Source organism: Novosphingobium sp. HR1a (assembly GCF_015594425.1).
Taxonomy (GTDB): domain Bacteria; phylum Pseudomonadota; class Alphaproteobacteria; order Sphingomonadales; family Sphingomonadaceae; genus Novosphingobium; species Novosphingobium resinovorum_A.
In genome coordinates this window covers 35589-58122 of record NZ_JABXWS010000006.1, presented here as the reverse complement: position 1 = coordinate 58122, position 22534 = coordinate 35589, and the positions used below count along the sequence as shown (strand labels likewise).

General features: G+C 67.3%; 23 protein-coding genes. 12 read left to right on the top strand and 11 right to left on the bottom strand.

Features of this window, described 5'->3' with window-relative positions; genetic code table 11:
• Positions 1 to 345 (bottom strand): glutathione S-transferase family protein (locus HWN72_RS01695; RefSeq protein ID WP_211149628.1); only part of this gene is annotated, 345 nt, incomplete at its 3' end.
• A gap of 175 nt (positions 346 to 520) precedes the next feature.
• Here HWN72_RS01695 and HWN72_RS01690 point away from each other — a divergent pair.
• A complete protein-coding gene (locus HWN72_RS01690) occupies positions 521 to 907 on the top strand; it encodes a VOC family protein (protein WP_008829330.1) in 387 nt (128 codons plus the stop codon).
• A 142-nt stretch (positions 908 to 1049) separates the two neighbouring features.
• On the opposite strand, the gene HWN72_RS01685 is transcribed toward HWN72_RS01690, so the two are convergent.
• The gene (locus HWN72_RS01685; RefSeq protein WP_289357519.1) at positions 1050 to 1994 is read right to left on the bottom strand and encodes an acyl-CoA thioesterase; all 945 of its coding nucleotides are present in this window, start codon (positions 1992 to 1994) and stop codon (positions 1050 to 1052) included.
• A 132-nt stretch (positions 1995 to 2126) separates the two neighbouring features.
• On the opposite strand from HWN72_RS01685, the gene HWN72_RS01680 reads away from it, so the two are divergent.
• On the top strand, positions 2127 to 2756 hold the full coding sequence (locus HWN72_RS01680) for a LysE family translocator (protein ID WP_008829328.1): 630 nt from the start codon (positions 2127 to 2129) through the stop codon (positions 2754 to 2756).
• Between the two features lie 3 nt (positions 2757 to 2759).
• Here the strand turns inward: HWN72_RS01680 and HWN72_RS01675 are convergent, their stop codons facing one another.
• The 4 genes from HWN72_RS01675 to HWN72_RS01660 all read right to left on the bottom strand — a co-directional run bounded on the left by HWN72_RS01675 (position 2760) and on the right by HWN72_RS01660 (position 5684).
• Positions 2760 to 3449, bottom strand: coding sequence for a hypothetical protein (locus HWN72_RS01675; RefSeq protein WP_211149627.1), 690 nt, complete (start codon positions 3447 to 3449; stop codon positions 2760 to 2762).
• Between the two features lie 86 nt (positions 3450 to 3535).
• The gene (metW, locus tag HWN72_RS01670) at positions 3536 to 4147 is read right to left on the bottom strand and encodes a methionine biosynthesis protein MetW (protein WP_008829326.1); all 612 of its coding nucleotides are present in this window, start codon (positions 4145 to 4147) and stop codon (positions 3536 to 3538) included.
• Entirely contained in the window at positions 4144 to 4578 is a 435-nt protein-coding gene (locus tag HWN72_RS01665) for a GNAT family N-acetyltransferase (RefSeq protein ID WP_036525969.1), read from the bottom strand. Before HWN72_RS01665 ends, metW begins: the two co-directional genes overlap by 4 nt.
• A complete protein-coding gene (locus HWN72_RS01660) occupies positions 4575 to 5684 on the bottom strand; it encodes a homoserine O-acetyltransferase (protein WP_008829992.1) in 1110 nt (369 codons plus the stop codon). The genes HWN72_RS01665 and HWN72_RS01660 overlap by 4 nt, the downstream gene beginning before the upstream one ends.
• A 57-nt stretch (positions 5685 to 5741) precedes the next feature.
• Between HWN72_RS01660 and hisC the strand changes: the two genes are divergently transcribed.
• From hisC to HWN72_RS01645, 3 genes are all read left to right on the top strand, one after another.
• Positions 5742 to 6869 carry a histidinol-phosphate transaminase gene (gene hisC, locus HWN72_RS01655; RefSeq protein ID WP_211149626.1) on the top strand — a complete coding sequence of 376 codons (1128 nt, stop codon included), beginning with the start codon at positions 5742 to 5744 and terminating at the stop codon, positions 6867 to 6869.
• Positions 6866 to 7780 (top strand): prephenate/arogenate dehydrogenase family protein, encoded by a 915-nt coding sequence (locus HWN72_RS01650; protein WP_211149625.1) that lies wholly within the window; start codon positions 6866 to 6868, stop codon positions 7778 to 7780. The genes hisC and HWN72_RS01650 overlap by 4 nt, the downstream gene beginning before the upstream one ends.
• Positions 7781 to 7894: 114 nt before the next feature.
• Entirely contained in the window at positions 7895 to 8674 is a 780-nt protein-coding gene (locus HWN72_RS01645; RefSeq protein WP_036525965.1) for a transglutaminase family protein, read from the top strand.
• Here the strand turns inward: HWN72_RS01645 and HWN72_RS01640 are convergent.
• The 4 genes from HWN72_RS01640 to ftsE are packed head-to-tail and all read right to left on the bottom strand — an operon-like array spanning position 8671 to position 11573.
• Positions 8671 to 9375, bottom strand: coding sequence for a 1-acyl-sn-glycerol-3-phosphate acyltransferase (locus HWN72_RS01640; RefSeq protein WP_211149624.1), 705 nt, complete (start codon positions 9373 to 9375; stop codon positions 8671 to 8673). The two genes, HWN72_RS01645 and HWN72_RS01640, sit on opposite strands and share 4 nt — an antisense overlap.
• On the bottom strand, positions 9372 to 9911 hold the full coding sequence (locus tag HWN72_RS01635) for a YdcF family protein (protein ID WP_008829997.1): 540 nt from the start codon (positions 9909 to 9911) through the stop codon (positions 9372 to 9374). The genes HWN72_RS01640 and HWN72_RS01635 overlap by 4 nt, the downstream gene beginning before the upstream one ends.
• A gap of 31 nt (positions 9912 to 9942) precedes the next feature.
• Positions 9943 to 10863 carry an ABC transporter permease gene (locus HWN72_RS01630; RefSeq protein ID WP_036525963.1) on the bottom strand — a complete coding sequence of 307 codons (921 nt, stop codon included), beginning with the start codon at positions 10861 to 10863 and terminating at the stop codon, positions 9943 to 9945.
• On the bottom strand, positions 10860 to 11573 hold the full coding sequence (gene ftsE, locus HWN72_RS01625) for a cell division ATP-binding protein FtsE (RefSeq protein ID WP_211149623.1): 714 nt from the start codon (positions 11571 to 11573) through the stop codon (positions 10860 to 10862). The genes HWN72_RS01630 and ftsE overlap by 4 nt, the downstream gene beginning before the upstream one ends.
• A 150-nt stretch (positions 11574 to 11723) precedes the next feature.
• Here ftsE and HWN72_RS01620 point away from each other — a divergent pair, with 150 nt between their 5' ends.
• The 4 genes from HWN72_RS01620 (at position 11724) to HWN72_RS01605 (ending at position 16820) form a co-directional block, all read left to right on the top strand.
• Positions 11724 to 12596, top strand: a complete 873-nt coding sequence (locus HWN72_RS01620) for an MJ0042-type zinc finger domain-containing protein (RefSeq protein ID WP_211149622.1) — start codon at positions 11724 to 11726, stop codon at positions 12594 to 12596.
• A gap of 164 nt (positions 12597 to 12760) precedes the next feature.
• Positions 12761 to 14026, top strand: a complete 1266-nt coding sequence (locus tag HWN72_RS01615; protein ID WP_211149621.1) for an outer membrane beta-barrel protein — start codon at positions 12761 to 12763, stop codon at positions 14024 to 14026.
• Entirely contained in the window at positions 14023 to 15132 is a 1110-nt protein-coding gene (locus HWN72_RS01610) for a cell wall hydrolase (RefSeq protein WP_211149620.1), read from the top strand. The genes HWN72_RS01615 and HWN72_RS01610 overlap by 4 nt, the downstream gene beginning before the upstream one ends.
• A 5-nt stretch (positions 15133 to 15137) precedes the next feature.
• Positions 15138 to 16820, top strand: a complete 1683-nt coding sequence (locus tag HWN72_RS01605; RefSeq protein WP_211149619.1) for an ABC transporter ATP-binding protein — start codon at positions 15138 to 15140, stop codon at positions 16818 to 16820.
• A 103-nt stretch (positions 16821 to 16923) separates the two neighbouring features.
• On the opposite strand, the gene HWN72_RS01600 is transcribed toward HWN72_RS01605, so the two are convergent.
• Complete coding sequence (locus HWN72_RS01600; protein WP_248005737.1) at positions 16924 to 17517, bottom strand: polysaccharide biosynthesis/export family protein; 594 nt, start codon at positions 17515 to 17517, stop codon at positions 16924 to 16926.
• Positions 17518 to 17777: 260 nt separating this feature from the next.
• On the opposite strand from HWN72_RS01600, the gene HWN72_RS31770 reads away from it, so the two are divergent.
• From HWN72_RS31770 to HWN72_RS01585, 3 genes are read left to right on the top strand one after another with little or no spacing between them, the layout of a single operon-like run.
• Positions 17778 to 19931: an AAA family ATPase gene (locus HWN72_RS31770; RefSeq protein ID WP_211149618.1), complete on the top strand. Its 2154-nt coding sequence runs from the start codon at positions 17778 to 17780 to the stop codon at positions 19929 to 19931.
• On the top strand, positions 19924 to 21066 hold the full coding sequence (locus HWN72_RS01590) for a glycosyltransferase (RefSeq protein WP_211149617.1): 1143 nt from the start codon (positions 19924 to 19926) through the stop codon (positions 21064 to 21066). The genes HWN72_RS31770 and HWN72_RS01590 overlap by 8 nt, the downstream gene beginning before the upstream one ends.
• 13 nt (positions 21067 to 21079) lie before the next feature.
• On the top strand, positions 21080 to 22534 hold the full coding sequence (locus tag HWN72_RS01585; RefSeq protein ID WP_211149616.1) for an O-antigen ligase family protein: 1455 nt from the start codon (positions 21080 to 21082) through the stop codon (positions 22532 to 22534).

Here is a 22534-nt window from a genome sequence, read left to right as displayed (position 1 = left end):
CCGCTCCAGCAGCAGCGGGCCGGAAACGTCGTTGTAGAAGTTCTCGTCGAACATCGCGATCAGGCGGCGGATCTCGGCCCGCTGCTGGGCGGTCCCGCTGATCAGCGGATAGCGATCCACCGTCTCCTCGAAGTATTCGCAGATCGCGCGACTGTCCGACAGCACGAGGCCCTTGTCGGTTTCACGGATCACCGGCGTGCGTCCGGCCGGGTTCATCGCGAAGAGGCGATCCTCGCCTTCCCACGGTCGCGCGGTCTGGAGTTCGTACGCGATGCCCTTTTCTGCCATGAGCAGCCGGACCTTGCGACTGAAGGGGCAGAGCGGGAACTGATAGATGTGCCACATGGCGATCCGGAATGCCGAAAGGGCACGGCCCCGTCCATTTCACGGAGGCGGGAATCAGGTGGATAAGTCCGCGCTCCATCCGTTGCGCGATATCTCGCGCCCCTGCGCCTCCGCTCGTTGACCCCTGCCCTGCGCGCCGACACTCTCTCCGCAAACGGGAAAGGGAGAGGAAACCGTGCTGCTCAAGTCAATCCGCCTGGGGTCGAACGACCTTGCCAGGACCCGCGCGTTCTATGACGCGACCTTCGGTGCGCTGGGCCTCGCACCCTGCTCGACGCCGGACCAGTACCCGATCGTGATGTGGGACCTTGGCGGCGTGCGCTTCCTGCTCGGCCCGGCGCGCGACGGCGAGGCGTGCACGCACGGCAATGGCGGCACGATCCTGTTCGACGCGCCGGATCAGGATGCGGTCAGGACTTGGCACGCGGCGGGCCTGGCCAACGGCGGCACCGACGAAGGCGCCCCCGAGGCCAAGCCGCAGGCGCGCGGCGCCTTCGGGGCCTACCTGCGCGACCCCGACGGCAACAAGCTCGGCGTCTATTCCGGGCTGAGCATGGGCTGAAGCGTGATCGCCTGCGACTATGCCGCCGTCATCCCCGCGAAGGCGGGAACCCATCTCCCGATGCTTCGTGCCAGCACGGGCATCAGTTGGGTCCCCGCCTTCGCGGGGATGACGAAAATTGGAAGCACGTCGAAGAGGGTGATCACGCCGCCCGGTCCACCACGACCATCGTGAAGGTCGAGGTTGCCGAATGGCGGCGTTCGCCGTTCATCAGGTTCTCGGCCCAGAGTTCGACGCGGATGAGCACCGAATCGGGGCCTGCCATGACGACCTCGGAGATCAGCTCGATCATCTCGCCCTCGCGGATGGGGGATTTGAAATCGATGCGGTCGGACGTGCCCATGATCATCGGGCGGCGCATGTGGCGGCTCGATGCGATGAAGGCAGCGCGTCCCATCATCTTGAGCGCGTCTCCCCCGAACAGCGAGCCGTAGTGGTTCGTCTGCGCCGGAAACACCATGTCGACCATGTGCAGCCGCCCGGTCTCGACCGAAGGCGCGGGCTCGGGCATGGGAGGGAACGGGAGCTTCGTATCCGGCCCCTTGGGCGCGACGAGGACGAAAAGGCCGCGCGTGCAAAGGCGGCGCTCGCCGGTGAGCGGGTTTTCGGCGACCAGTTCCACTTCGACATCGACCGATCGGGTGCCGACGCGGGTGATCAGGCCGGTCGCCTCGATCAGATCACCGATGCGGCCGGGGTTCTCGAAGTCGATGCGCTCGGTCCGCGCGGTGACGAAAGGCGCGCGGGCATGGCGGGCGGCGACGAGGAAGGCGATCTTGTCCATGTGCGCCAGCGCGACGCCGCCGAACAGGGTGCCATGGTGGTTGGTGTCGCCGGGAAACACGGCGTCGATAAGCTGCACCGCGTGCGCGGCGGGAGTGGTCTTCAGGGTCATGTCATACTCGTCGATTCGGGTCACGGTCGCCGGACGCCCTCCCGAATACGAATGGGATACGCGGCCGTCGGCCTGGTCGGGAATCGTCTCCACGGGATGGACGACCGGCTCGGCATGGAGGGGGCAATGCTGCGCCCTTGGCCGGTCTGTCAGCTGCGGGCGCGGCGAGGCGCCCGGCAGAAGGCGGCGCACCTCGCAGCCGGGCAGGCTCCGGTCAAGCGAAAGGGCAGCGATTATCTTGCAGCTTGTGCCACTGGTGTTGCCTTGTCCGCACCTCGGGCATAAGCCGCGCCTTCTTCAATCCCGTGCAAGGACCTGCGCACCGTGACGCTTCATACCTGGTGGCTTTTCGTCGCCGCCGTCTTCGTGGTTTCCGGCACGCCGGGGCCGAACATGCTCCACGTCCTGTCGCGCAGCGTCGAGATGGGCGCGCGGCGCAGCACGATCGCGATGGCGGGGTGCCTCTGCGCGATCTTCCTGCTGATGGGTTCCTCCGCCGCCGGACTGACGACGCTGCTGCTGGCGCTCCCGGGTTCGTTCGAAGTGCTGCGCTATGCCGGTGTGGCCTATCTGGTGTACCTCGGGGTGAAGTCCTGGCGCTCGCCCGTGGCACCGCTCGACCCCACCGAGGGCGAACTGCCGCCCGCTCCTTCGAGCCTCGCGGTGTTCCGGGGCGGCTTCACGATCGCCATCAGCAATCCCAAGGCGATCCTCTTCGCGGCAGCCTTCTTCCCGCAGTTCATCGACCCCGCGCTGCCCAAAGTGCCGCAGTTCGCAATCCTGCTCAGCACGTTCGCCGTCATCGAAACCGGGTGGTACTGCGCCTATGCGCTGGGCGGCCGTTCGCTGGCGGGCTACCTCACGCGCCCCGCGATCAAGCAGGCGTTCAACCGGGTGACCGGCGTGTTCTTCATCGGCTTTGGGCTGGCGCTGCTGAAAGCGCGGCCGCACTGACGCTCACTTGATCTCGCGGGTGACCTTGCCTGCGGGATCGAGCAGCCTCACCCCCGGCGTCCCGTCCGCGCCCACGCCCAGCGTCAGGCGCGGGCGGCCTTCGGCATCGCTCAGCACCAGCGATGCCTCACCCTTCGCATCGCGGCCGAGCCAGACGCGGCGGGCCGATTCGAAGCCTGCCTCGGCCAGCAGCCGGGCCCGCTCCGGCCCCGGCGCCATGTCGCGCAGGCGGTGCCCCGCCGCCACGTCCATCAGCCTGTCCGGGCGGTCGGTGACGATGACGCCGACACGGCGCGCCTTGCCGTCCTCGGTGCTCACCATCTGCAACGTCTGGTCCTGATGATAGCGATCGAAGGTCAGGCTGCCGCCGTTTGTGGGCACGCCGTTCTTCATCCCGCCGTCGAAAACGAGGCCGCCATTCTCGTCGCCCTGATCGTTGAAGAAGATCATCCCCGCTTCCTGCCGGTTCGGGTGGGGATGCTCGACCCCGCCAAGGATCAGGCCGGGAATGCGGGCCTTGCCGGAGATCGTCATGCGCAAGGTGCCGTCGGGTTCGCGCACGTTGATGCGCTGGACGTCGATGGTGTCGAATTTGGTGGCAGGCGCCGAAACGGCGGTGAGGCCGAGCCACACCGTCGCCAGCGTCATCACTGCGGCATAGGCACCGACGGCTTTCGAGGCGTCAATTCGCAAGGTTCGTCTCCCGAAAAGGTGCGGGCACCCGGCCCGCCGGTTCCGAGAGAGCATCATGCCTCGCCCAGCAATGCAACCCTCGCGACTCAGCCCCCGCGCGAGAGCAGGAATACCGCGTGCTCGGCGCGGAAGTTCGCCGCCGCCGCGCTGCACTGGGTATCGCCTGAGAGGAACCAGCGCCCCTCCACCGTGATCCCGCGTTCCTGCAGCAGCGCGCGGAAATCGTTCACCGTCAGGTGGTGGATGTTGGGCGTCTCGTACCAGGCGATCGGCAGCAGCCGCGTCACCGGCATGCGGCCGTTCCACAGCAGCGAGGTACGGACTCGCCAGTGCGCGAAGTTCGGGAAGCTGACGAAGGCCTTGCGGCCGATGCGCAGCAGTTCTTCCAGCACCATGTCGGGCCGCATCGTCGTCTGCAGCGTCTGCGACAGGATCGCGTAGTCCACCGACTTGTCGGGATAGAACGCAAGGTCCTTGTCCGCATCGCCCTGGATCACCGAGAGGCCCTTGGCCACGCAGGCGCCCACGTTCAGCGCGTCGATCTCCATACCGCGCGTGGCGCAGCCTGAACCGTCGCGCAGGGCCTGCATCAAGGTGCCGTCGCCGCAGCCGACGTCGAGCACGCTGGAATCCAGCGCGACGTTCTCGGCGATGATCGCAAGGTCCGGGCGCAGGCCGGTCTTCATCGCCGGGGTCATGACGCCACCTGCAACTGCGCGGCGAAGGCGGGCGAGAGACGCTCCATCAGCCGCTCCGGCCGCATCAGCGGATTGAAGCCGAGCGCGGCGTAGACACCGTGCGCGTCGGCGGTGGTCAGCGCGAAACGGCGCACTGTCTCGTAGCCCGGATGATCGAGGAACCACTGCACCATGCGGCTGCCGAGGCCCGCCCCGCGTGCAGGCTCATCCACCCAGACGTCGGCGAGCCAGGCGAAACTGGCGTAATCGGTGATCATGCGGGCGAAACCGACCTGCCCATGTTCGGGGTGATAGGCCCCGAGACAGTGCGAGCCCGCAATCTGGCGCTCGACCTGTTCGATCGCGATGCCCGGGGTCCAGTAGCTGGAGGCGAGCCAGCCATGCACCCGCGCCACGTCGAGGCGAGCCTTATCGTCGGACAGCGCGATCATCCGATGAACCCCTGAACTACGCGGTCGAGCGCGGGCACGTCGAGCAGGAACGAGTCGTGCCCGAATGGCGCGGAAAGCTCAACGAAGCTCACCGGCAGGCCCGCCGCGTTGAGCGCGTGGACGACATTGCGCGATTCCGCCGTGGGATAAAGCCAGTCGGTATCGAAGCTGACGAGGCAATACCGCGCCTTCGACTTCGCGAAGGCATTGGCGAGCATGCCGCCGTGCTCTTCGGCGAGGTCGAAGTAGTCCATCGCGCGGGTAATGTAGAGGTACGAATTCGCATCGAAGCGGTCGGTGAACGACAAACCCTGATAGCGCAGGTACGATTCGATCTGGAAATCCGCGTCGAAGCCGAAGGTCTTTTCCTCTCGGTTCTGCAGGCGGCGGCCGAACTTCTCGGTCAGGCCCGCTTCCGACAGGTACGTGATGTGCGCGGCCATGCGGGCGACGGAGAGTCCCTTCTCCGGCCCCTTCCCGAAGGCGTAGTAATCGCCCTCGCGCCATTCGGGGTCGGCCATGATCGCCTGACGCCCGACTTCGTGGAATGCGATGTTCTGGGCCGAATGCCGCGCAGTCGAGGCCAGCACCAGCACCGCGCGCGTACGCTCCGGGAAGTTGGCGGCAAGGCTGAGCACCTGCATCCCGCCCATCGATCCGCCGACAAGCGCGTGAAGGCTGTCGATCCCCAGAGAATCGAGCACAGCGATGTGCCCCCGTACCATGTCGCGGATGGTGATGACCGGGAAGCGCATGCCCCAGGGCGTACCGTCCGGGCCGTCACTGGCCGGGCCGGTCGAACCCATACACGAGCCGATCACATTGGCGCAGATCACGAAGAAGCGGTCGGTGTCGATCGGCTTGCCCGGTCCGACCATGCGCACCCACCAGCCGGGCTTGCCGGTCTTGGGGTGGTTGGAGACGACATGCTGATCGCCGGTCAGCGCGTGGCAGATCAGGATCGCGTTGTCCTTGGCCGCATTCAGCGTGCCGCAGGTCTCGTAGGCGATGCGCGCGCAGGGCAGCATCTGCCCGCCGTCGAGCAGCAGCGGCATGTCGAGGTCGAGGTGGCGGTTCTCGATTGGGGGATTGAGCACGGTTGCCATGATCCGAGCCCCAATAGAGGCTCAATCGGGCTCTGTCATTAGCCGCCATGGTGCGTTATGGGGCCGGCCGTCATGAGCGAAACGATCACCACACCGAAAGCCCCGACTCCCAAGCCCTGGATCGAGGCGATCCACGCCTATGTGCCCGGCAAGTCGAAAGGCAAGGACGGCCGCCCGCTCATCAAGCTCTCCGCCAACGAGAACCCGTTGGGCACCAGCGAGGCCGCGCTGGCCGCGAAGGCCGCCGCGCCCGCGCTCTATCCGGACCCCGACAGCACCGCCTTGCGCACCGCGATCGGCGCGCGCCACGGCATCGATCCGGCGCGCGTGGTGATGGGCACCGGCTCGGACGAACTGCTCAACCTTGCGGCGCAGGGCTATGCGGGCCTCGGCGACGAGGTGATCTACGTGCGCTACGGCTTCTCGGTCTACGACATCGCCGCACGCCGCTGCGGCGCGACGCCCGTTGTCGCGCCCGACCTCGACTACGGCACCGACGTCGATGCGCTGCTGGCGCTGGTGACGGAGCGGACCCGCGTGGTCTTCGTCGCCAACCCCAACAACCCGACCGGCTCCTATCTTCCCAAGGGCGAGATCGCGCGCCTGCACGCCGCCCTTCCCTCCGACGTGCTGCTGGTGCTCGACCAGGCTTACGGCGAATACGTCGCGCCCGAGGACGAGGACGGCGCGCTGGCGCTGGCCGCCGTGCATGACAACGTGCTGGTGACGCGCACCTTCTCCAAGATTTTCGGCCTTGCCGGCGAACGCATCGGCTGGGGCACCGGTGCACCGGACATCATCGCCACGCTTAACCGCATCCGTGGGCCGTTCAACGTCTCCTCCACCGGACAGGCGATGGCCGAGGCGGCGCTGGCCGAGGCCGCATTTGTCGAAGCCAGCCGCATCCACAACCGCGACGAGCGCGCCCGTTTCGTCGCGAAGCTGGAGGCGCTCGGAAACCACGGCCTGCGCCCGTTGCCCAGCCAGGCGAACTTCGTGCTGACCCTGTTCGAAGGCGCCCTCACCGCCGAAGCGGCGTTCGAGGGCCTCGCGGATCGCGGCTACATCGTACGCTGGCTGCCCGGCCAAGGGCTGCCTCAGGCGCTGCGCATCACCATCGGAAAGAGCGCCGACATGGACGCGATCGCCGAGGCGCTGCGCGAAATGGCGGAAGCCGCGAAATGAGCTTCGCGAAAATCGCCATCATCGGGCTCGGCCTGCAAGGCGGCTCGATCGGCCTCGCCGTGCGCGAGTTCCTGCCCGACGCGCGCACCACCGGCTTCGACCTCAGCCCCGACCACCGCGCCCGCGCCGCCGAGCGCGGCCTTGTCGACAAGGTCTGCGCCACTGCCAGCGAAGCCGTGCGCGATGCCGACCTGGTGATCTTCTGCGTGCCGCCGGGCGCGATGGGCATCGCCGCCGAACAGGTGCGCGGCGCCTTGCCCGAGACCGCCCTGGTCAGCGATGTCGGCTCGTCCAAGCAGGCCATCGCCAAGGCGCTCGGCGAGGCCCTGCCCGACCACGTCGTCATCCCCGCGCACCCCGTCGCCGGCACCGAGAACTCGGGGCCGGACGCAGGCTTCGCGCACTTGTTCCGCAACCGCTGGTGCATCGTCACCCCGCCCGCCAAGGTGGACATGGTGCGGTTGTCGCAGCTCGTCGGCTTCTGGGAAGCGCTGGGCGCCAACGTCGAGATCATGACGCCCGAGCACCACGATCTCGTGCTCGCGGTCACCAGCCACTTGCCGCACCTCATTGCCTACACCATCGTCGGCACGGCCTCCGATCTGGAAGACGTGACGCAGAGCGAGGTCATCAAGTATTCGGCCGGCGGCTTCCGCGACTTCACCCGCATCGCCGCTTCCGACCCGACGATGTGGCGCGACGTATTCCTGTCCAACAAGGACGCGGTGCTGACGATGCTCCAGCGCTTCACCGAGGACCTGACCGCCCTCCAGCGCGCGATCCGCGTCGGCGACGGCGAGCAATTGTTCGATACCTTCGCTCGCACCCGCGCGATCCGCCGCTCGATCATCGAGGAAGGCCAGGACGACGCGCGGCCGGACTTCGGCCGCGGGGATCACGAAGGCCGGTAAAGCACGTCATCCCAGCGAAGGCGGGGATGACGGCCACTTTGTTTATCGGGGCTTGGAGCTACCGGGCATCTCGTGCTTTGAGCGGGCGAACCTCCTGCTCGAGAGCCCGACGCCATGCAGCTATCCATCCAGACCATGCTTGAATACGCCGTGCCCGGCCCCGTCGACGTCCTGCTCCAGATCGAGGCGGCGATCATCCCCGAGCAGCGCGTTCTGCACGCTCACATCGAGCTGCCGCCGCTCGAACATTTCGCCCGCGTTCCCGCGCAGGCCTGCATCGGCGAACGCATCTGGCTGCGCACCTCCGCGCCGCTGACGGTCCGCTACGAGGCCACGGTAGAGGTCGATCGCTTTCTCGCCCCCGTGAACGGGCTCCGGGCCGTGCCCCCGCACAGGCTGCCGGGCGAGACGGTCGATTACCTGATGCCCTCGCGCTACTGCACCTCCGACACGTTCCACGACTTCGTGGAGAGCGAGTTCGCCGGATTGCAGGGCGGCGCGCGCGTCGGCGCGATCCGCGACTGGATCGCGGGCACGCTGACTTACGAACCGGGCTCCAGCGACGCCTTCACCACTGCCGCCGACACGTTCCAGAGCCGCAAGGGTGTCTGCCGCGACTACGCGCACCTGATGATCGCGTTGGTCCGCGCCAGTGCCATCCCGGCCCGCTTCGCAAGTGCCTACGGCATCGGCGTCGAGCCGCAGGATTTCCACGCCATCGCGGAAGTCTTCCTCGACGGCGCCTGGCACCTCGTCGATGCCACCGGCATGACGACGCCCGACCGCGTCGCCAAGATCGGCGTCGGGCGCGACGCGGCGGACGTCTCGTTCCTCTCCAGCTTCGGCGAGGTGGAAATGCTCTCGCAGACCGTCCGGGTCAGCGCGGCACTCTAGATATTCAGCGCGTTGATCGCGGCGTGGACGCGCGCCTCGACCTCGTCTCGCGGGAGGCCGGGGGCGATGCGTTCGCCGACGCGCAGGGTGATGGTCCCCGGCTTCTTCCAGCGGCGGTGGTAGAGCCGCCCGCTATCGACCGCCACCGGCACCACCGGCAGCCCCAGCAGCTTGTAGAGACCCGCGAAACCGGACTGCAGCGGCGGCCGTTCTCCCGTCTTCACACGCGTGCCTTCGGGGAAGATCGCCAGCGGGCGGCCTTGCGCGGCGAGACCACGCGCGCTCGACACCATGGTGCGGAGAGCCTTGGCGCCCTCGCCACGCTCCACCACGACCGCGCCATAGCGGCGCAAGGCCCATCCCCAGCCGGGAATTTCAGCCAGTTCCGCCTTGGGGAACGGGGCCGGACGCTGCATCTGCGCGGGCAGGTCGATCGCCTCGTAGAAGCTCTCGTGCTTGATCGCGACGAGCACGCCCTCGTTGGGCAGTTCCCCTTCAATGACAAGGCGGATGCCGAGTAGCCAGCGGGCGCACCAGCGGTGGAACAGGCCCCAGCCCCGCACGGCGCGGCGCAGCGGCTCCTCGCCGAACAGCGACCCCACGAAACAGGCGGTCACCATCACGATCGTGCCCGGATAGAACACGACATAGAACAACAGAGAACGTACAATATCGAGCGGGTTCGCCCTTTCGGAATTCATCGCAGGGCTTCCCAGAGGTTGAGCGCGGCACGGGCCAGCAGCTTGTGATATTCGAGGAACAGCGTGCTCAGGCTGGGATGCGAGGGCACGCCGTCCAGTTCCAGCCGAACGTCGTCGGGAAATTCGCGGGCGATTTCCAGCGCGGCGCGGCGCATGTGCCAGTCAGCGGTCACGAGGCGCACCGACTTGGCGTTATGCTCGGTCACCCACTGCACCGCCTCGACGGCGTTGGAGCGGGTATCGTAGGCCCGGTAGCCCAACGTCACGCAGCAGCGCATCAGGCGCGCGGGTACGCGGAACTGGTGCGCGAATTCACGGGGACGCACCTCCCGATCGACGCCGGAGACGAGCATGTCCGGCGCTTTGCCCGCCTCCAGCACCTTGACCGCATGCTCGATGCGGCCCTGGCTGCCGGTGAGGACGATGATCGCGTCGGTCTTCACGCTCGCGGGCAAAGGCCCGGGCAGGGAAACGGCGAACCACAGGAACCCGAAGGCCCAGAGCAGCACGACAGAGGCGGTGAAGCGACGAAACATAGATGAATAGCTATATAGGGGTTTGCGCCGGTTACAGCATCTTTCGCAGCGCATGCAGCACGGTAAGTCGCGCCGTCAGCATGGCGAGCAGCGTCGCCAGCACCGGCACGACCGCAAGGATCAGCCAGTCGCTCCACACCAGCGCGCCGCTGTCGACCAGCCCCGCACCCAGCCCCTCGAACCGTCGCCCGAGGGTGAGGATCACCACCATCGCCAGTGCGAGTCCCACCGCGCCGCCGCCTGCCGCATCGTATCCGATGGAGCGCTGGAACACCCGCGCGACCTGAGCGTCGGTGCCGCCGAGCAGGTGGACGATCTCGATCGTGTCCCGGTTCGCCCCCAGCGCCGATCGTGCCGCCAGCAGCACGGCCGCCGCCAGCGCGCCCGCCAGCAGCGCGACGATCACCATCGCCAAGACCTGCAGCGACACCATAGCGTCGAACACCGGCCGCAGCCAGTTCGACTGCGCATCGATCCGGGCGGACGGCGCCACCGGCGTCACCCGCTTCGCGATCGCGGCCAGTTGCGCCGCGCTCGCAGGGCCGTTCAGGCGCACGTCGATGAGCGCCGGAACGGGGATCGCCGAGCCGGTCGCCGCCGCGATGCCGGTGCCTAGCCAGGGTTCGATCAGCGCGTCCAATTCCGCCTGCGGAACCTGCCGCAGCCCCGCGACGCCGGGCATCGTCTTGATCGCCTCGACCGCGCGCGCGGCTTGCGCTTCACGCACGTCAGCCCGCGGCTCGATGATCTGCACGGTGACGCCGCCGTCGATCTCGGCCTTTGCCGCCGAGACCGCATTGCCAAGCGCCAGCCCGGCCGCGAGGGCGATAGCGGTCATCGCCACCATGATCGCGATGACCCAGGGCATCGGCCCGGACATGCGTCCCTGCGGGATCAGCTCGACCCGGCTTCCGGCGGTGAACCATCGACCCAGAACCGACGAGCGCCTCACGTCAGCTTCCTTGGCGGATAGCGCAGCGCGCCGGTGGGATCGGAAAGCCGCCCCTTGTCCAGCCGCATGATGAGGCTGTCGGGCACCTTGCGCAGCAGGTCGAGGTCGTGGGTGGCGACCACCACCGTCGTGCCCTGCCGGTTGAGCATCTCGAACAGGCGGATCAGCTTGGCAGCCATGTCCGGATCGACGTTACCGGTAGGCTCGTCCGCCACCAGCATGGCGGGGCGGGCGATGACGGCGCGGGCGATGGCAACGCGCTGCTGCTCGCCGCCCGAAAGCGTGGCGGGGCTGGCGTCGATACGGTCGGTCAGACCCACCCATTCGAGGATGTCGCGCACCGGCCCGGCGATGTCCTTCTCGGCATGGCCCGCCACGCGCAGCGGCAGCGCCACGTTGTCGAAGGCGGACAAGTGCTCGATCAGGCGAAAGTCCTGGAACACCACGCCGATCCGCCGCCGCATCACAGGGAGCCGGGCACGCGGAAGAGTGATGGCGTCGGTCCCGAACATGCGGATCGCCCCGCGCGAGGGCCGCTGCGCAAGGTAGAGCAGCCGCAGCAGCGAAGTCTTGCCCGCGCCGCTCGCGCCGGTGAGGAAATAGAACCGCCCCGCATAGAGCGTGAACGTCAGGTCGCTCAGCACCTCGCGATCGGTGCCGTAGCGAAGGCCGACATTGTCGAAGTGGATGATTTCCCCGTCGCTGGTCATGCTCGTCAAGGATCGTGTTGCACAGTCGGACCGAACGGGCGACCTTCATGCCTATAGCCATCCATGCATGTGGAAAAAAGAGCGTCATGGCGCGAACCCACAGGCGAGGCGCTTGTCGCGCGCGAGCAAGCCGTGCTTATGAATGCGATCATGATCATCGCCTGCCCTGCCTGTTCCACGCGCTACGCTGTCCCCGACAGCGCCATCGGCGTGGAAGGTCGGACCGTGCGCTGCGCCAAGTGCCGGCACAGCTGGTTCCAGGAACCAGCTGAACTGGAAACCGAAGGCGCTTTCGCCGCGCCGGTCGAGGCCGAAGCGGCCGTCAGCCCGCCGCCGGTACATGCCGCGCCTGTGCAGCCAGCTCCGGAGCCGGTTTCCCAGCCGATCCCTCAGGCTGCAGCACGACCGGCGCCGCGCCCCGCCGTCGTGGTTCCCCGCGCCCCGGAACCGGCTGCCGAGGCCCCGCGCTCCGAACCGATGCCGCCGCCGGCACCCTCGCGTCGCCCCGGTCCGGTCTATTACGACGACACCTCGATCAAGCCTTATTCCGACGAAGGCCCATCGAGCTTCGATTTCTCGCCGCCGTTCCGTCCGCGCCGCAACTGGTCGCGGATCGGCACGTTCGCCGCGATCGCCTTTGCGGTGGCGACGCTGGGCCTCGCCGTCGCGGTCGCGGTCGGGGGCTTACCGGACTGGCTGCCGGTCCCGCGCGCGACCTTCAGCCAGGCCCAGCCCGACCTCAAGTTGGACTTCCCGCGCGGCCGCCAGGACCGCAAGCCGCTGCCCGACGGCACCGAGTTCTTCAGCGTCAGCGGCACGATCACCAACATCGGCGCCGAGACCCGCAAGGTCCCCTCGCTTCTTGTCGTCCTACGCGACCGGCGTGAAACCGTGGTCTATGCCAAGGAAGTCGTACCCGCGAAGAACCGTCTCGCCCCGGGCGAGACGATCACCGTCAACGAAGCCCTGACCGACATCCCCAAGTCCGCCGCTGCCGCCGAGATCGGCTGGAAGCCCGACTGACCCCCGCGCCCCTCCCCGCCGGGGAGGACGCGCCAATGCCGTGACAAATCGTTCATTTGCCGCGCGCGCGCCGTGCCCGCAAACACCGTCAAGAGGGCATTAACCTTCACGGGGGCACGAATCTTGAAGCGCGGGCGACCTTGAGGCGAAGAGCGGCAAAGGAAATGCGTCGGTCCGGATCGGAACCGGCGCTGGTGCCATGCCTTCTGGGCCTGATCGGCGCTTGCGCCGCGCAGGGTGCGCAGGCGCAGGACGCCTCGGCAAGCGACGCGGCGATCTCCGTCCAGAAGCGAGCGCACCCCGAACTCGATCCGGTGCCCGTCCGCTTCGGCAGCTTCGAAGCACTGGTCTCGACCGAAGCTCGCATCGCCTATGACGACAACATCTATGCGGCCCGCAACGACAAGACCGGGGATGCCCTCGCGACCCTGAGCACCCGCCTCTCGGCCCATTCCACCTGGAGCCGCCACGCCGTCTCCCTGGATAGCGATGCGGCGCTGGTCCGCGGGTTTTCGCAGCCCAACGAAGATACCGAAACCTACGATGCACGATTTGGCGGGCGCCTCGATCTCGGCACCCTGACACGGCTTGCGGTGAGGGCGGGATATTCCCGCGCCTTCGAACCGCGCGGCTCGATCGGCGACACCACCTTGCGCGGCCCGCGCATCGCCTACAACGCGCTGGAACTCGGCCTTGATGTCGAGCACACGGCAGGACGCCTGATCCTGGGCGCTCGGGCCGGGCTCGACGGCTACCATTACGTAGCCTATCGCGCGGGCGGCGCCCAGATCGCTCCTGGCGACCGCGACTATCGCACCTGGAATGCCGGGGCCAGCGCGGGCTATGCCATCGCACCCGGCGTGGCTACTTTCATCGAGGGCAGCTACAATCAGGCCCGCTACCCCGGCGATACCGGCGCATTCGACCGCAGTTCCAGCGGCTGGTCGTTGCGCGGCGGGCTTGGTTTCGGGGTCACGCGTCTGGTCCGTGGCCGCGCCGCGATCGGCTACCAGGATCAACGCTACGACGACCCGGCCTTCCCGCGTATCAAGGGACTGGACTTCAGCGCCGGCGTGGAATGGAGCCCCACCCGTCTGATGACCTGGGCGCTGGAAGCACGCCGGTCGATCCAGCGCTCGCCACTCGTCGGCGTCGCCGGCATTCGGCAAAGCCGCTACGGCATTCGTCTCGACTATGAAGCTCGCCGCAACTTGATCCTGTGGGGGCGCCTCGACCGCACGGTCAGCGAGTATGCGGGCACCGCGCGCAACCAGACCGACCTTTCCGGTGGCCTGGGCGCCGACTGGCTGCTTGGCCGCAAGTTGCGGCTCGCGGCGCAGGCAGGGCTCCAGCGCACCCGCAGCGACGGCACCGGAGGCCGCGAATTCGATCGCAGGCGCATGTCGGTGTCCGTCAGGTACACGCTGTGACCTCCTCGGCAATCCCCGGCAAGGCAACGCAGAACGGGTCGCTGGCGTGGAGGATGGCGATCGCGGCGGCGCTGGCCATCGCGATCCTCGCTATCGCTCGATCGCCCTTCTCGCCCGCACCGATGCCCCGCCCGGCAATCACGAATGCCGCCGTCAGCGCGCCCCGGCCTCTGCCGCCGGATGCAAGGCCGCAGCCCGCACCTTCCGCCGAGGACGCGCGGACATCCAACGACCGCCTGCCGATAGCGGACCCGACCCCGCTGGCAGCCCGGCCCTTCACTTTTGCCGGTGACGACGAATCCCGCCTCCGCGCCCGCGATTGCCTCGCTGTGGCAGCGTTCCACGAAGCGGGCGACGATCCCGCCGGCGAACGCGCCGTCGTCCAGGTCGTGCTCAACCGCGTGCGCCATCCCGCGTTTCCGGACAGTGTCTGTGCGGTCGTTTTCCAGGGATCGGAGCGGAAGACGGGTTGCCAGTTCACCTTCACCTGCGACGGCGCGCTTGGCCGCGTTTCGCCGCCCGCCGCCCTCGTTCGCGCGCGCGCCATCGCACAGGCAGCCCTGACGGGTGCCGTCGAGCCGCACGTCGGCCTCGCGACGCACTACCACGCGGACTACGTGGTGCCCCGTTGGCGCGACGGAATGGTCAAGCTGGCCCGCCAAGGCGTCCATCTGTTCTATCGGTGGCCGGGCTACTGGGGCTCTCCCGCCGCCATGCGCCGTACGCCTCCAGCAACAATCGAGCCGCGCATCCCCGCCATGGCCGCGGCTTCGGGGTCACCCGCACCTGCCGCGGAACGTCCGGCCGATATCGGCCTCCTGCCGGCCCTTGCGCGGCCGCTGCCGCTTGCAATCCCGGCTGCGTTGGACTTTGTCCTCGACCCCCAGGCTGCCACCGGAACGTTCGCGCTCAAGGCGCTCTCGCTTTGCGGGCGTTCCGCAGATTGCCGCGTCGCCGGGCGGATAGCGCAGGACGTCGGCTTCCTCTACGTGCGCCGCGGCGGCAGCGAAGGTGCCTACTGGGACTGCGCGCGCTTCCAACGGGCGGACCAAGCGCAGTGCCTGCCGAAAGGCCCGGCGCTCCAACGCCTGCTCGCCGCCAGTTGAAGCGCATGTACACGGCCCGCCCTTCCATCGAAGAAGCCCCCCAACCCGCGCCGGATGCCGATGGCCCGACGCAGATTCGCCTGATCCTTGCCCTCGCGCGGCCGCATGCCCGCGCTTTGGCGCTTGTCGCGGCACTGACCCTGGCGGGCTCGGGAACGACCCTTACCATCCCCTGGCTCGCGGGAACCCTTGCTGGACATCTCGTGGAAGCCGGCTCGACCGGGACCGTGCGGCTCGTCGCCCTGCTGGTCGGAGCGATCGTGGCATCCGCCGCGCTGGGGGCGGTAGTGCAGATCGTATCGGGCGAAACGGCTGCGCGCATTCTCGCCGGCTTGCGCTCAAGTCTCTATGCGCATCTCCAAAGGCTGCCGATGAGCTGGCACGTCGCGCACCGGCACGGCGACGTGCTTGCTCTGATCACCAGCGAGGTCGCCCATCTCGGCCATTTCCTGACCGGTACGCTGGTCGCGATACCGCCCCTGCTGGTGACTGCCGCAGGCGCCGCATTGCTGATGCTGCGGATCGACCCTGCCCTTGCCCTGCTGGTGCCGGTGCTGGTGCCCACTTACGTCATCCTCCTCAAGCTGGTCGGCCGCCGTCTTCGGGATCTGGGGGCACGCGAACAGGAAGCGGAAGCCCGTGTCCTCGCTCTCGCCGAGGACAATCTCGGCGTGATCGCCGCCATCAAGACGTTCACGCGCGAAGAACCGGAACATGCCCGGTATCGCCGGCGGGTAGATGCCGCCCGCCGCGTGTCGGTACGCCTCAACCGGATGGAAGCGCTGGTGGAGCCGGTGGGCACGCTCGTGGCCGCGCTGGCCGCGCTGGCGCTGTTGCTCATGGTCGGCGATCACGTTCATCGAGGCCGCCTTGCCACGCAGGAACTGTTCTCCTTCCTGTTTTACGCCGCCCTGCTCACCCGGCCCGTGGCCGCTCTGGCCGAAAGCTGGAGCCAGGTGCAGGTGACACGCGGCATCCTCGCGCGCATGGCCCAGGTACTCGCGGCCGGCGCCGAACCCGGCTATGCCCCGGCCGCGCGCCTCCCCCGCCTGAATGGAGAAATCCGCTTCGAAGGAGTCGATTTCGCCTATCCCGGCCGACCGCCGGTGTTGAGCGGCTTCGACCTCACCATCGCACCGGGCGAGAAAGTGGCCATCCTCGGCGGGAACGGCATCGGCAAAACTACGCTCGTCGCCCTGTTGCTGCGGCTGTACGATTGCCGCTCCGGCCGCATCATGCTCGACGGCCACGACATCACCGGCGTTGCAGTGGAAACCCTGCGCCGCCAGATCGCCCTCGTACCGCAGCGCCCCGAACTTGTCAGCGGCACCGTGCGCGAGAACATCGCCTTCGGCCGCCACGGAGCGAGTGCGGCCGAAATCGAGGCGGCTGCACGCCGCGCCGACGCCTACGACTTCATCCAGGCGCTGCCGCAAGGCTTCGATACCGGGATCGGCGATCACGGAGTGCGCCTGTCCGGCGGCCAGGGCCAGCGCATTGCGCTTGCCCGCGCGCTGTTGAAGGACGCCCCGATCGTGATCCTCGACGAAGCGACGTCGATGTACGATCCGGAGGGCGAAGAGCGCTTCGTGGAAACATGCGCCCGGATTCTCCATGGACGCACGGTGCTGCTCATCACGCACCGGCCGGCCAGCGTGGCGCTGGCAGACAGGGTGATCCGCCTCTGAACGAAACAACCCAAAATCGTGCGAGCCCGGCCATTCCGGCCGAGCCCGCAACAATTGAACACTTGTTTTTGTCTTTGCTTACCCGAAGGACCCGTCGAAAGGGTCAGAAGTAACGCTCAAGAACGCGTATCGTATCGCCCGGCATGACCACGACGATCTGTCCGGCATTGATTTGGACCGACTTCTCCGCCGCGCCGGGCATTCGGCGAAGGTTCACCCGCCCCGCATTGGCGCGGTAGCTGAACCCGCCTGCAGCCGCCACCGCCTGTTCGATCGACATGCCGGCAACGTAAGGATATTGCCCCGGCTTCTGGACTTCTCCCAGAATATAGTACGGTCGATAGTTGAGGACTTCGACGCTGACTTTCGGATCTGTCATGTAGCCGTCCGCAATGCGGAGTGTAAGGGCGTGCGACAGGTCTTCCACCGTCTGCCCGGCCGCATCGACCATGCCGACCAGCGGAAACGCGATCTTGCCCGCGCTGGACACGGCATATTCACCCGAAAGATTGGGTTCGTTGTAGACCGTCACGCGCAGCTTGTCGCCCGCGCCGAGACGATAGGTATCGAGCCCCAAGCGCGCTTCGGCGGCGCTCAGCGGCGCTGTGCCCGTTGCGGCGCAACCCTGTATCGACAGCGCCGCGCCGCAGATTGCCGCTATATCGATCATGCGGCGGTACGGATTGCAGATCCTCATCACGTGCCCGAATCTCCTTCCCCGTGCGTCGCACATCGTGTGGCGATCAGACCCCCGCGCGATGGAATACTCCAATTACAAAAATGAAATTCAAAATATTCGGCAATTTTGTAGAATAATTGTTGAATATTTCAAAACTGAAATCGTTACATTTTTGTAAACTTCCGGCATATACTTGCGCCACTCAAACAAAAAAGCCGAAACTGCACCCGATTCCGACGGGCCGATGATGTGGCACGGAAAACAGGGGTGGCATCAGAGTGAATCAACCTATCGTTCTTGCGCCCCCGCCGGGGGTCATCGTTCCGCCGGTTCGGCCGGGCGCCGCCGAAACCCCGGACCGGATCGATCCCGGCATCCTGATCGCATTCCTTCGCCGCCGCTGGCCCATCATGCTCGGAACGCTTCTCGCATCCCTGGCCGCCGGTTTCGCCCTTACCGCGACGCGGACCCCCACTTACCTCGCGACCGCCGAGATTACGCTGGACCCCAAAGTGGAGCCCATCGCCCCGCTGACCGACGAGGATCGCCTCGCGGCCCAGGGAGGCATGGGCGAGACCTGGATAGACACGCAAGTCGAAGTGATCACATCAAGCGACAACGTCGCCGCGGTCGTCGATCGACTTGCCCTTCCCCGCCGCTTCGCCAGGGACGACCGCACTGCTGCGCAAGCGCGGCAGGCAGCGATCGACTATGTCGCGGGCGGCGTATCCGCCTTCCGCTCGGGTGCGACCTACACGCTTTCCGTCAGCTTCGAGAGCGAAGATGCGCAGGAAGCCGCGCGGATCGCCAACGCCTTCGCCGCCCAGTACACCGAAGGCGGCGTGACCGAGAAGGAAGCCGCAGACACCCGCGCCTTACGCGAGATCGGCGCGCGCATGGCCAAGGCAAGCACGCAGGCCTCCGCCGACGCCGCCGTCCTCTCGCACTATCGCCTCGCGCACGACCTGCCAAGCACCAGCGACCGCTCGCTGACCGAGCAGGAAATCTCGGCCTACAACCAGGAGGTCACCTCGGCAAGGGCGCAGGCAGCCGAAGACGCTGCTCGCCTGGCGACCGCCCGCCAGCAACTCGGCTCGGGATCGAGCGGGGAGGATGTGGGCGAATCGCTCGGCTCTCCGGTGATCGCCTCGTTGCGACAGCAGCAGTCCGCCTATGCTGCCGAAATAGCATCTCTTTCCAGCAAGTACGGACCGCGCCACCCGGACCTCCAGCGCGCGCGAAGCCAACTCGCTTCGGTGGATGCCCAAATCGCCGAGGAAATCGGCCGGGTGGTTTCGAACCTTTCCGCCAAGGCGGCAGTATCACAGCGGCGCCTTGGTTCGCTGTCCGGCTCGCTGCGTGCATCGGAAGGTGCGCTTCGCCGCGACAACGTGGCGATGGTTGATCTGCAGGACCTTGAGCAACGCGCGCAGGCTTCGCGCCAGCTCTACGAAAGCTATCTGGGGCGATACAAGGAACTCGCCGCCCGCATAGGCATTCGCCAGCCGCAAGCCCGGGTGCTCCATCCCGCTCAGCCAAGCGACAGGCCGGCCCGCCCCGATATCCTGCTCAACATGGTACTGGCCGGTGCCATCGGTCTGGGTCTGGGCCTTGTCTGCGCCATCGCGGCGGAACTGATGTTCAGCGGCTTCACGACCGGCGAGGAGATCGAACGACGCCTCGGCTTGCGCTACTTGTGCTCGATCCCCGAACTTGGTTCCGTGGCCAGCCGCAAGGCGCGCGGTGATCCGGTCGATGCGGTGGTCGAACAGCCGCGCTCCGCTTTTGCGGAGGCGTTTCGCAACCTGCGCGCCTCGATCGCCTTCGCTGTCGAAAGTCCCAGGATCATTGCAGTGACGTCGGCCCTTCCCGCAGAGGGCAAGACCACCGTGGCCCTGTGTCTCGCCCGGTCGATGGCCGGGGCCTCCGATGCGATACTCCTGATCGACTGCGACGTGCGGCGCCGCGGGGTCAGTCGATGGATCGGCGGCACGCGCGAAATCGGCCTGCTGGAGGTGCTGCGCGGCGATGCCAGGCTGGAGGACGCGATCGTCATCGACCCGCGCACTGGGCTTTCGATCCTGCCTCTCAGCGCCGCACGCGAGGAAGACCACGCGCTGCTCACGGGTCCTGCCATGGATGCGCTGCTGGCCGCTGCGGGACAGGGATTCGACGCCGTCATCATGGACACCGCGCCGGTGCTGCCGATGGCCGATGCCCGACTGCTGCTGGGCAAGGCCGACGCGGCAGTCATCGCCGCGCGCTGGCGCCGTACCCCGGAAGCCGCGATCCGGTCGCTGCTGAGGCTGCTCCCGGAAGGCGCGGTCGGCCTCGCCGGCGCCATCCTCACCCGCGTGGACGTACGCAAGCAGGCCGCCTTCGGCCTCGACGAGAACGCGTTCTACAAGGCGTACAAGGACTACTATGCTTAACCTGCGACCGGTCCCGGAAGACGGCGACGACGGCCTTCTCGACCACGTTCGCCAGCGCTTCCGCAAGGTGGCGATCGTGCATTACTGGCTGGTCACGATGGGCGGCGGCGAGCGGGTGATCGAGCGATTGCTGCGGCTTTTCCCCCAAGCCGACATTTTTACCCACGTCTACGATCCGGCGCGCGTCTCTCGCACCATCGCCGGGCGCAAAGTGACCACCAGCTTCATCCAGAAGCTGCCCGGAGCACGCAGGCACTACCAGAAATACCTGCCGCTCATGCCCATGGCGCTCGAGGAACTGGACCTGCGGGGCTACGATCTGGTCATCAGCAGCGAAAGCGGCCCGGCGAAAGGCGTCATAACCGATCCCGACGCCATGCATTTGTGCTATGTCCATTCGCCGATGCGCTACTTGTGGGACCACTACCACCAGTACCGCGAAGGGACGGGGCCGCTGAACCGCGCGGTGATGCCGTTCCTGTTCCATCGCCTGCGTACCTGGGACGTGGCATCGGCATCGCGCGTCGATCGCTACGTCGCCAATTCGCATTTCATCCAGCGCCGTATCGAACGCGCCTGGCGGATGCCTTCCACGGTCGTCCATCCGCCGGTCGACGTAGACCTTTTCGCCGCCTCCCACGAGATCGACGATAGCTACCTGTGGGTCGGGCAACTGGTGCCCTACAAGCGCCCGGACCTTGCGGTCGAGGCTTTCAACCGCCTGGGCCTGCCATTGACCGTGGTGGGTGACGGGCCGATGGCAGCAAGCCTGCGGCGAATGGCAGGCTCTACCGTGACGATAATCCCCCGCCTCGACTTCGCCAGCCTGCGCCGACACTACGCCCGCTGCCGCGGCTTCGTCTTCACGGCCGAGGAGGATTTTGGGATCGTCCCGGTCGAAGTAATGGCTTCGGGCCGGCCGGTGTTGGCCTTCGGCAAGGGCGGCGCGCTCGACACCGTCGTCGATCGCCAGACCGGCCTGTTTTTCGACCGACAGACCGTCGATTCATTGAGCGAAGCGGTATCCCGGTTCGAGGACTGGTTGCCGTCCTTCGACCCGGAACTCGCCATGATCCAGGCACGCCGGTTCGCGCCCGCCGCATTCGACGCCGGCATCCTGCGATCGTTGATCTGACGGAAACACGGGCATGGAACTGACCGTCATCGGAACGATCGAACTGTTCGTCGCGCTGGCGCTGTTCGCCTTCGGAACCGTGCGCGCGCTGTTCGCGCTGGTGATGGGGGCGACATTGCTCGGCGGCTCGGCGGCCCTCAACCTTACGGCGCTGGGGGGCTCGTCGATCTCGCCGGCACACTTCGCGCTGGGATTCCTGTTGCTGCGCTGCCTGGCCCCGGGAGGCGTGAGCGGTGCCAATCTGGCCGCCGCAGTGCGCGGCAACACCTGGCTGATCGTCTTCGTCGCCTACGGGGTCCTCGCCGCCCTAGTGCTGCCGCGCATCTTCGCCGGAGAGATCGACGTAACCCCGCTGCGAGGCCAGATCCGCGCCCGCTACGGCACCCAGCTCGCCCGGATTCTTGCCGCAGAACCTCTGCGTTTCACGACCCAGAACCTGACGACCGCCGCATACATGACGGGCACGATGACGATGGCATTGGCGGCTTGTGCGGTATTGCGGCACCGACCGAACGGCGGGCGAACGCTGGCCAGGACCGGTGCGCTGATCGGCATCGCGCACGCGCTTTCGGGTTTCGCCGGGGTGGCGCTGCGCGGAACCCCGGCAGAAGCCCTCTTCCACTTCTTCCGCAACGGCAACTACGCCCAGCTCGATCATGAATGGGGCGGCTTCGTGCGCATGAACGGTCTGTGGCCCGAGGCATCCTCCTTCGCGAGCTTTGCCGTCGTCTGGTTCGTATTCACCTTCGAATGCTGGCTACGCCGCGTCGATCCCCGATGGAACGGCCCGGCCGCGCTGCTGCTCGGCATCGCGCTGATCACCAGTACGTCATCGACGGCCTACGTCGGATTGGCGCTATTCGCTGCCGTCATGGTGCTGCGCATCGCGACAACGCCGCACCTGCTGCCTCCTGACCGGCTTGCATGGCTGTCTCTCGCAGGCCTTGCGGCGATCATCGCGGTCAGCGCCTTGCTGGTGCTGGAACCCGCGCTCGCCGCATCGATGCAACGACTTCTGGAGCACATGACGCTGGACAAGGCCGATTCCTTTTCCGGTCGGCAGCGGTTGTTCTGGGCGGGACAGGGCCTAACCGCGTTCGTCGCCTCGCACGGGCTGGGCATCGGACCGGGTTCGTTCCGCTCGTCGAGCCTCATCACCGCGATCCTCGGCTCGACCGGCATCATCGGCGCCTGTACATTCGTGCTGCATGTGGTCCGCGCCTTTGCCCCGCTCGCCGCATCGACCTGGAGCCGCAGTTGCGACCGAGACCGCGATGTCGGCGCGGCTGCCGCGTGGTCGGTGCTCGTGGGGGTGGGCGTGGCTTCGGTGTCTTCTCCAAGCTGCGATCCCGGGCTTACTTTCGCCGTCCTTTCCGGGAGCGCCATCGCACTGCGCGCCGGTCGCGGCGACAGGTCGAGGGTTGCAGCGCGCGCGGATCAGCCGCTTTCCCGTGTCGGTGCGGCCTGA

What these genes read in the sequence shown, in the direction of transcription:
- ftsE (WP_211149623.1), bottom strand. Translation starts at nt 11,573, where the DNA reads ATGACCAGCGACGGGGAAATCATCCACTTCGACAATGTCGGCCTTCGC.
- HWN72_RS01590 (WP_211149617.1), top strand. Translation starts at nt 19,924, where the DNA reads ATGCTTAACCTGCGACCGGTCCCGGAAGACGGCGACGACGGCCTTCTC.
- HWN72_RS01665 (WP_036525969.1), bottom strand. Translation starts at nt 4,578, where the DNA reads ATGATCGCGCTGTCCGACGATAAGGCTCGCCTCGACGTGGCGCGGGTG.
- HWN72_RS01600 (WP_248005737.1), bottom strand. Translation starts at nt 17,517, where the DNA reads ATGAGGATCTGCAATCCGTACCGCCGCATGATCGATATAGCGGCAATC.
- HWN72_RS01585 (WP_211149616.1), top strand. Translation starts at nt 21,080, where the DNA reads ATGGAACTGACCGTCATCGGAACGATCGAACTGTTCGTCGCGCTGGCG.
- HWN72_RS01645 (WP_036525965.1), top strand. Translation starts at nt 7,895, where the DNA reads ATGCAGCTATCCATCCAGACCATGCTTGAATACGCCGTGCCCGGCCCC.
- metW (WP_008829326.1), bottom strand. Translation starts at nt 4,147, where the DNA reads ATGACCCCGGCGATGAAGACCGGCCTGCGCCCGGACCTTGCGATCATC.
- HWN72_RS01660 (WP_008829992.1), bottom strand. Translation starts at nt 5,684, where the DNA reads ATGGCAACCGTGCTCAATCCCCCAATCGAGAACCGCCACCTCGACCTC.
- HWN72_RS01635 (WP_008829997.1), bottom strand. Translation starts at nt 9,911, where the DNA reads ATGTTTCGTCGCTTCACCGCCTCTGTCGTGCTGCTCTGGGCCTTCGGG.
- HWN72_RS01605 (WP_211149619.1), top strand. Translation starts at nt 15,138, where the DNA reads ATGTACACGGCCCGCCCTTCCATCGAAGAAGCCCCCCAACCCGCGCCG.
- HWN72_RS01620 (WP_211149622.1), top strand. Translation starts at nt 11,724, where the DNA reads ATGATCATCGCCTGCCCTGCCTGTTCCACGCGCTACGCTGTCCCCGAC.
- hisC (WP_211149626.1), top strand. Translation starts at nt 5,742, where the DNA reads ATGGGGCCGGCCGTCATGAGCGAAACGATCACCACACCGAAAGCCCCG.
- HWN72_RS01615 (WP_211149621.1), top strand. Translation starts at nt 12,761, where the DNA reads ATGCGTCGGTCCGGATCGGAACCGGCGCTGGTGCCATGCCTTCTGGGC.
- HWN72_RS01640 (WP_211149624.1), bottom strand. Translation starts at nt 9,375, where the DNA reads ATGAATTCCGAAAGGGCGAACCCGCTCGATATTGTACGTTCTCTGTTG.
- HWN72_RS01650 (WP_211149625.1), top strand. Translation starts at nt 6,866, where the DNA reads ATGAGCTTCGCGAAAATCGCCATCATCGGGCTCGGCCTGCAAGGCGGC.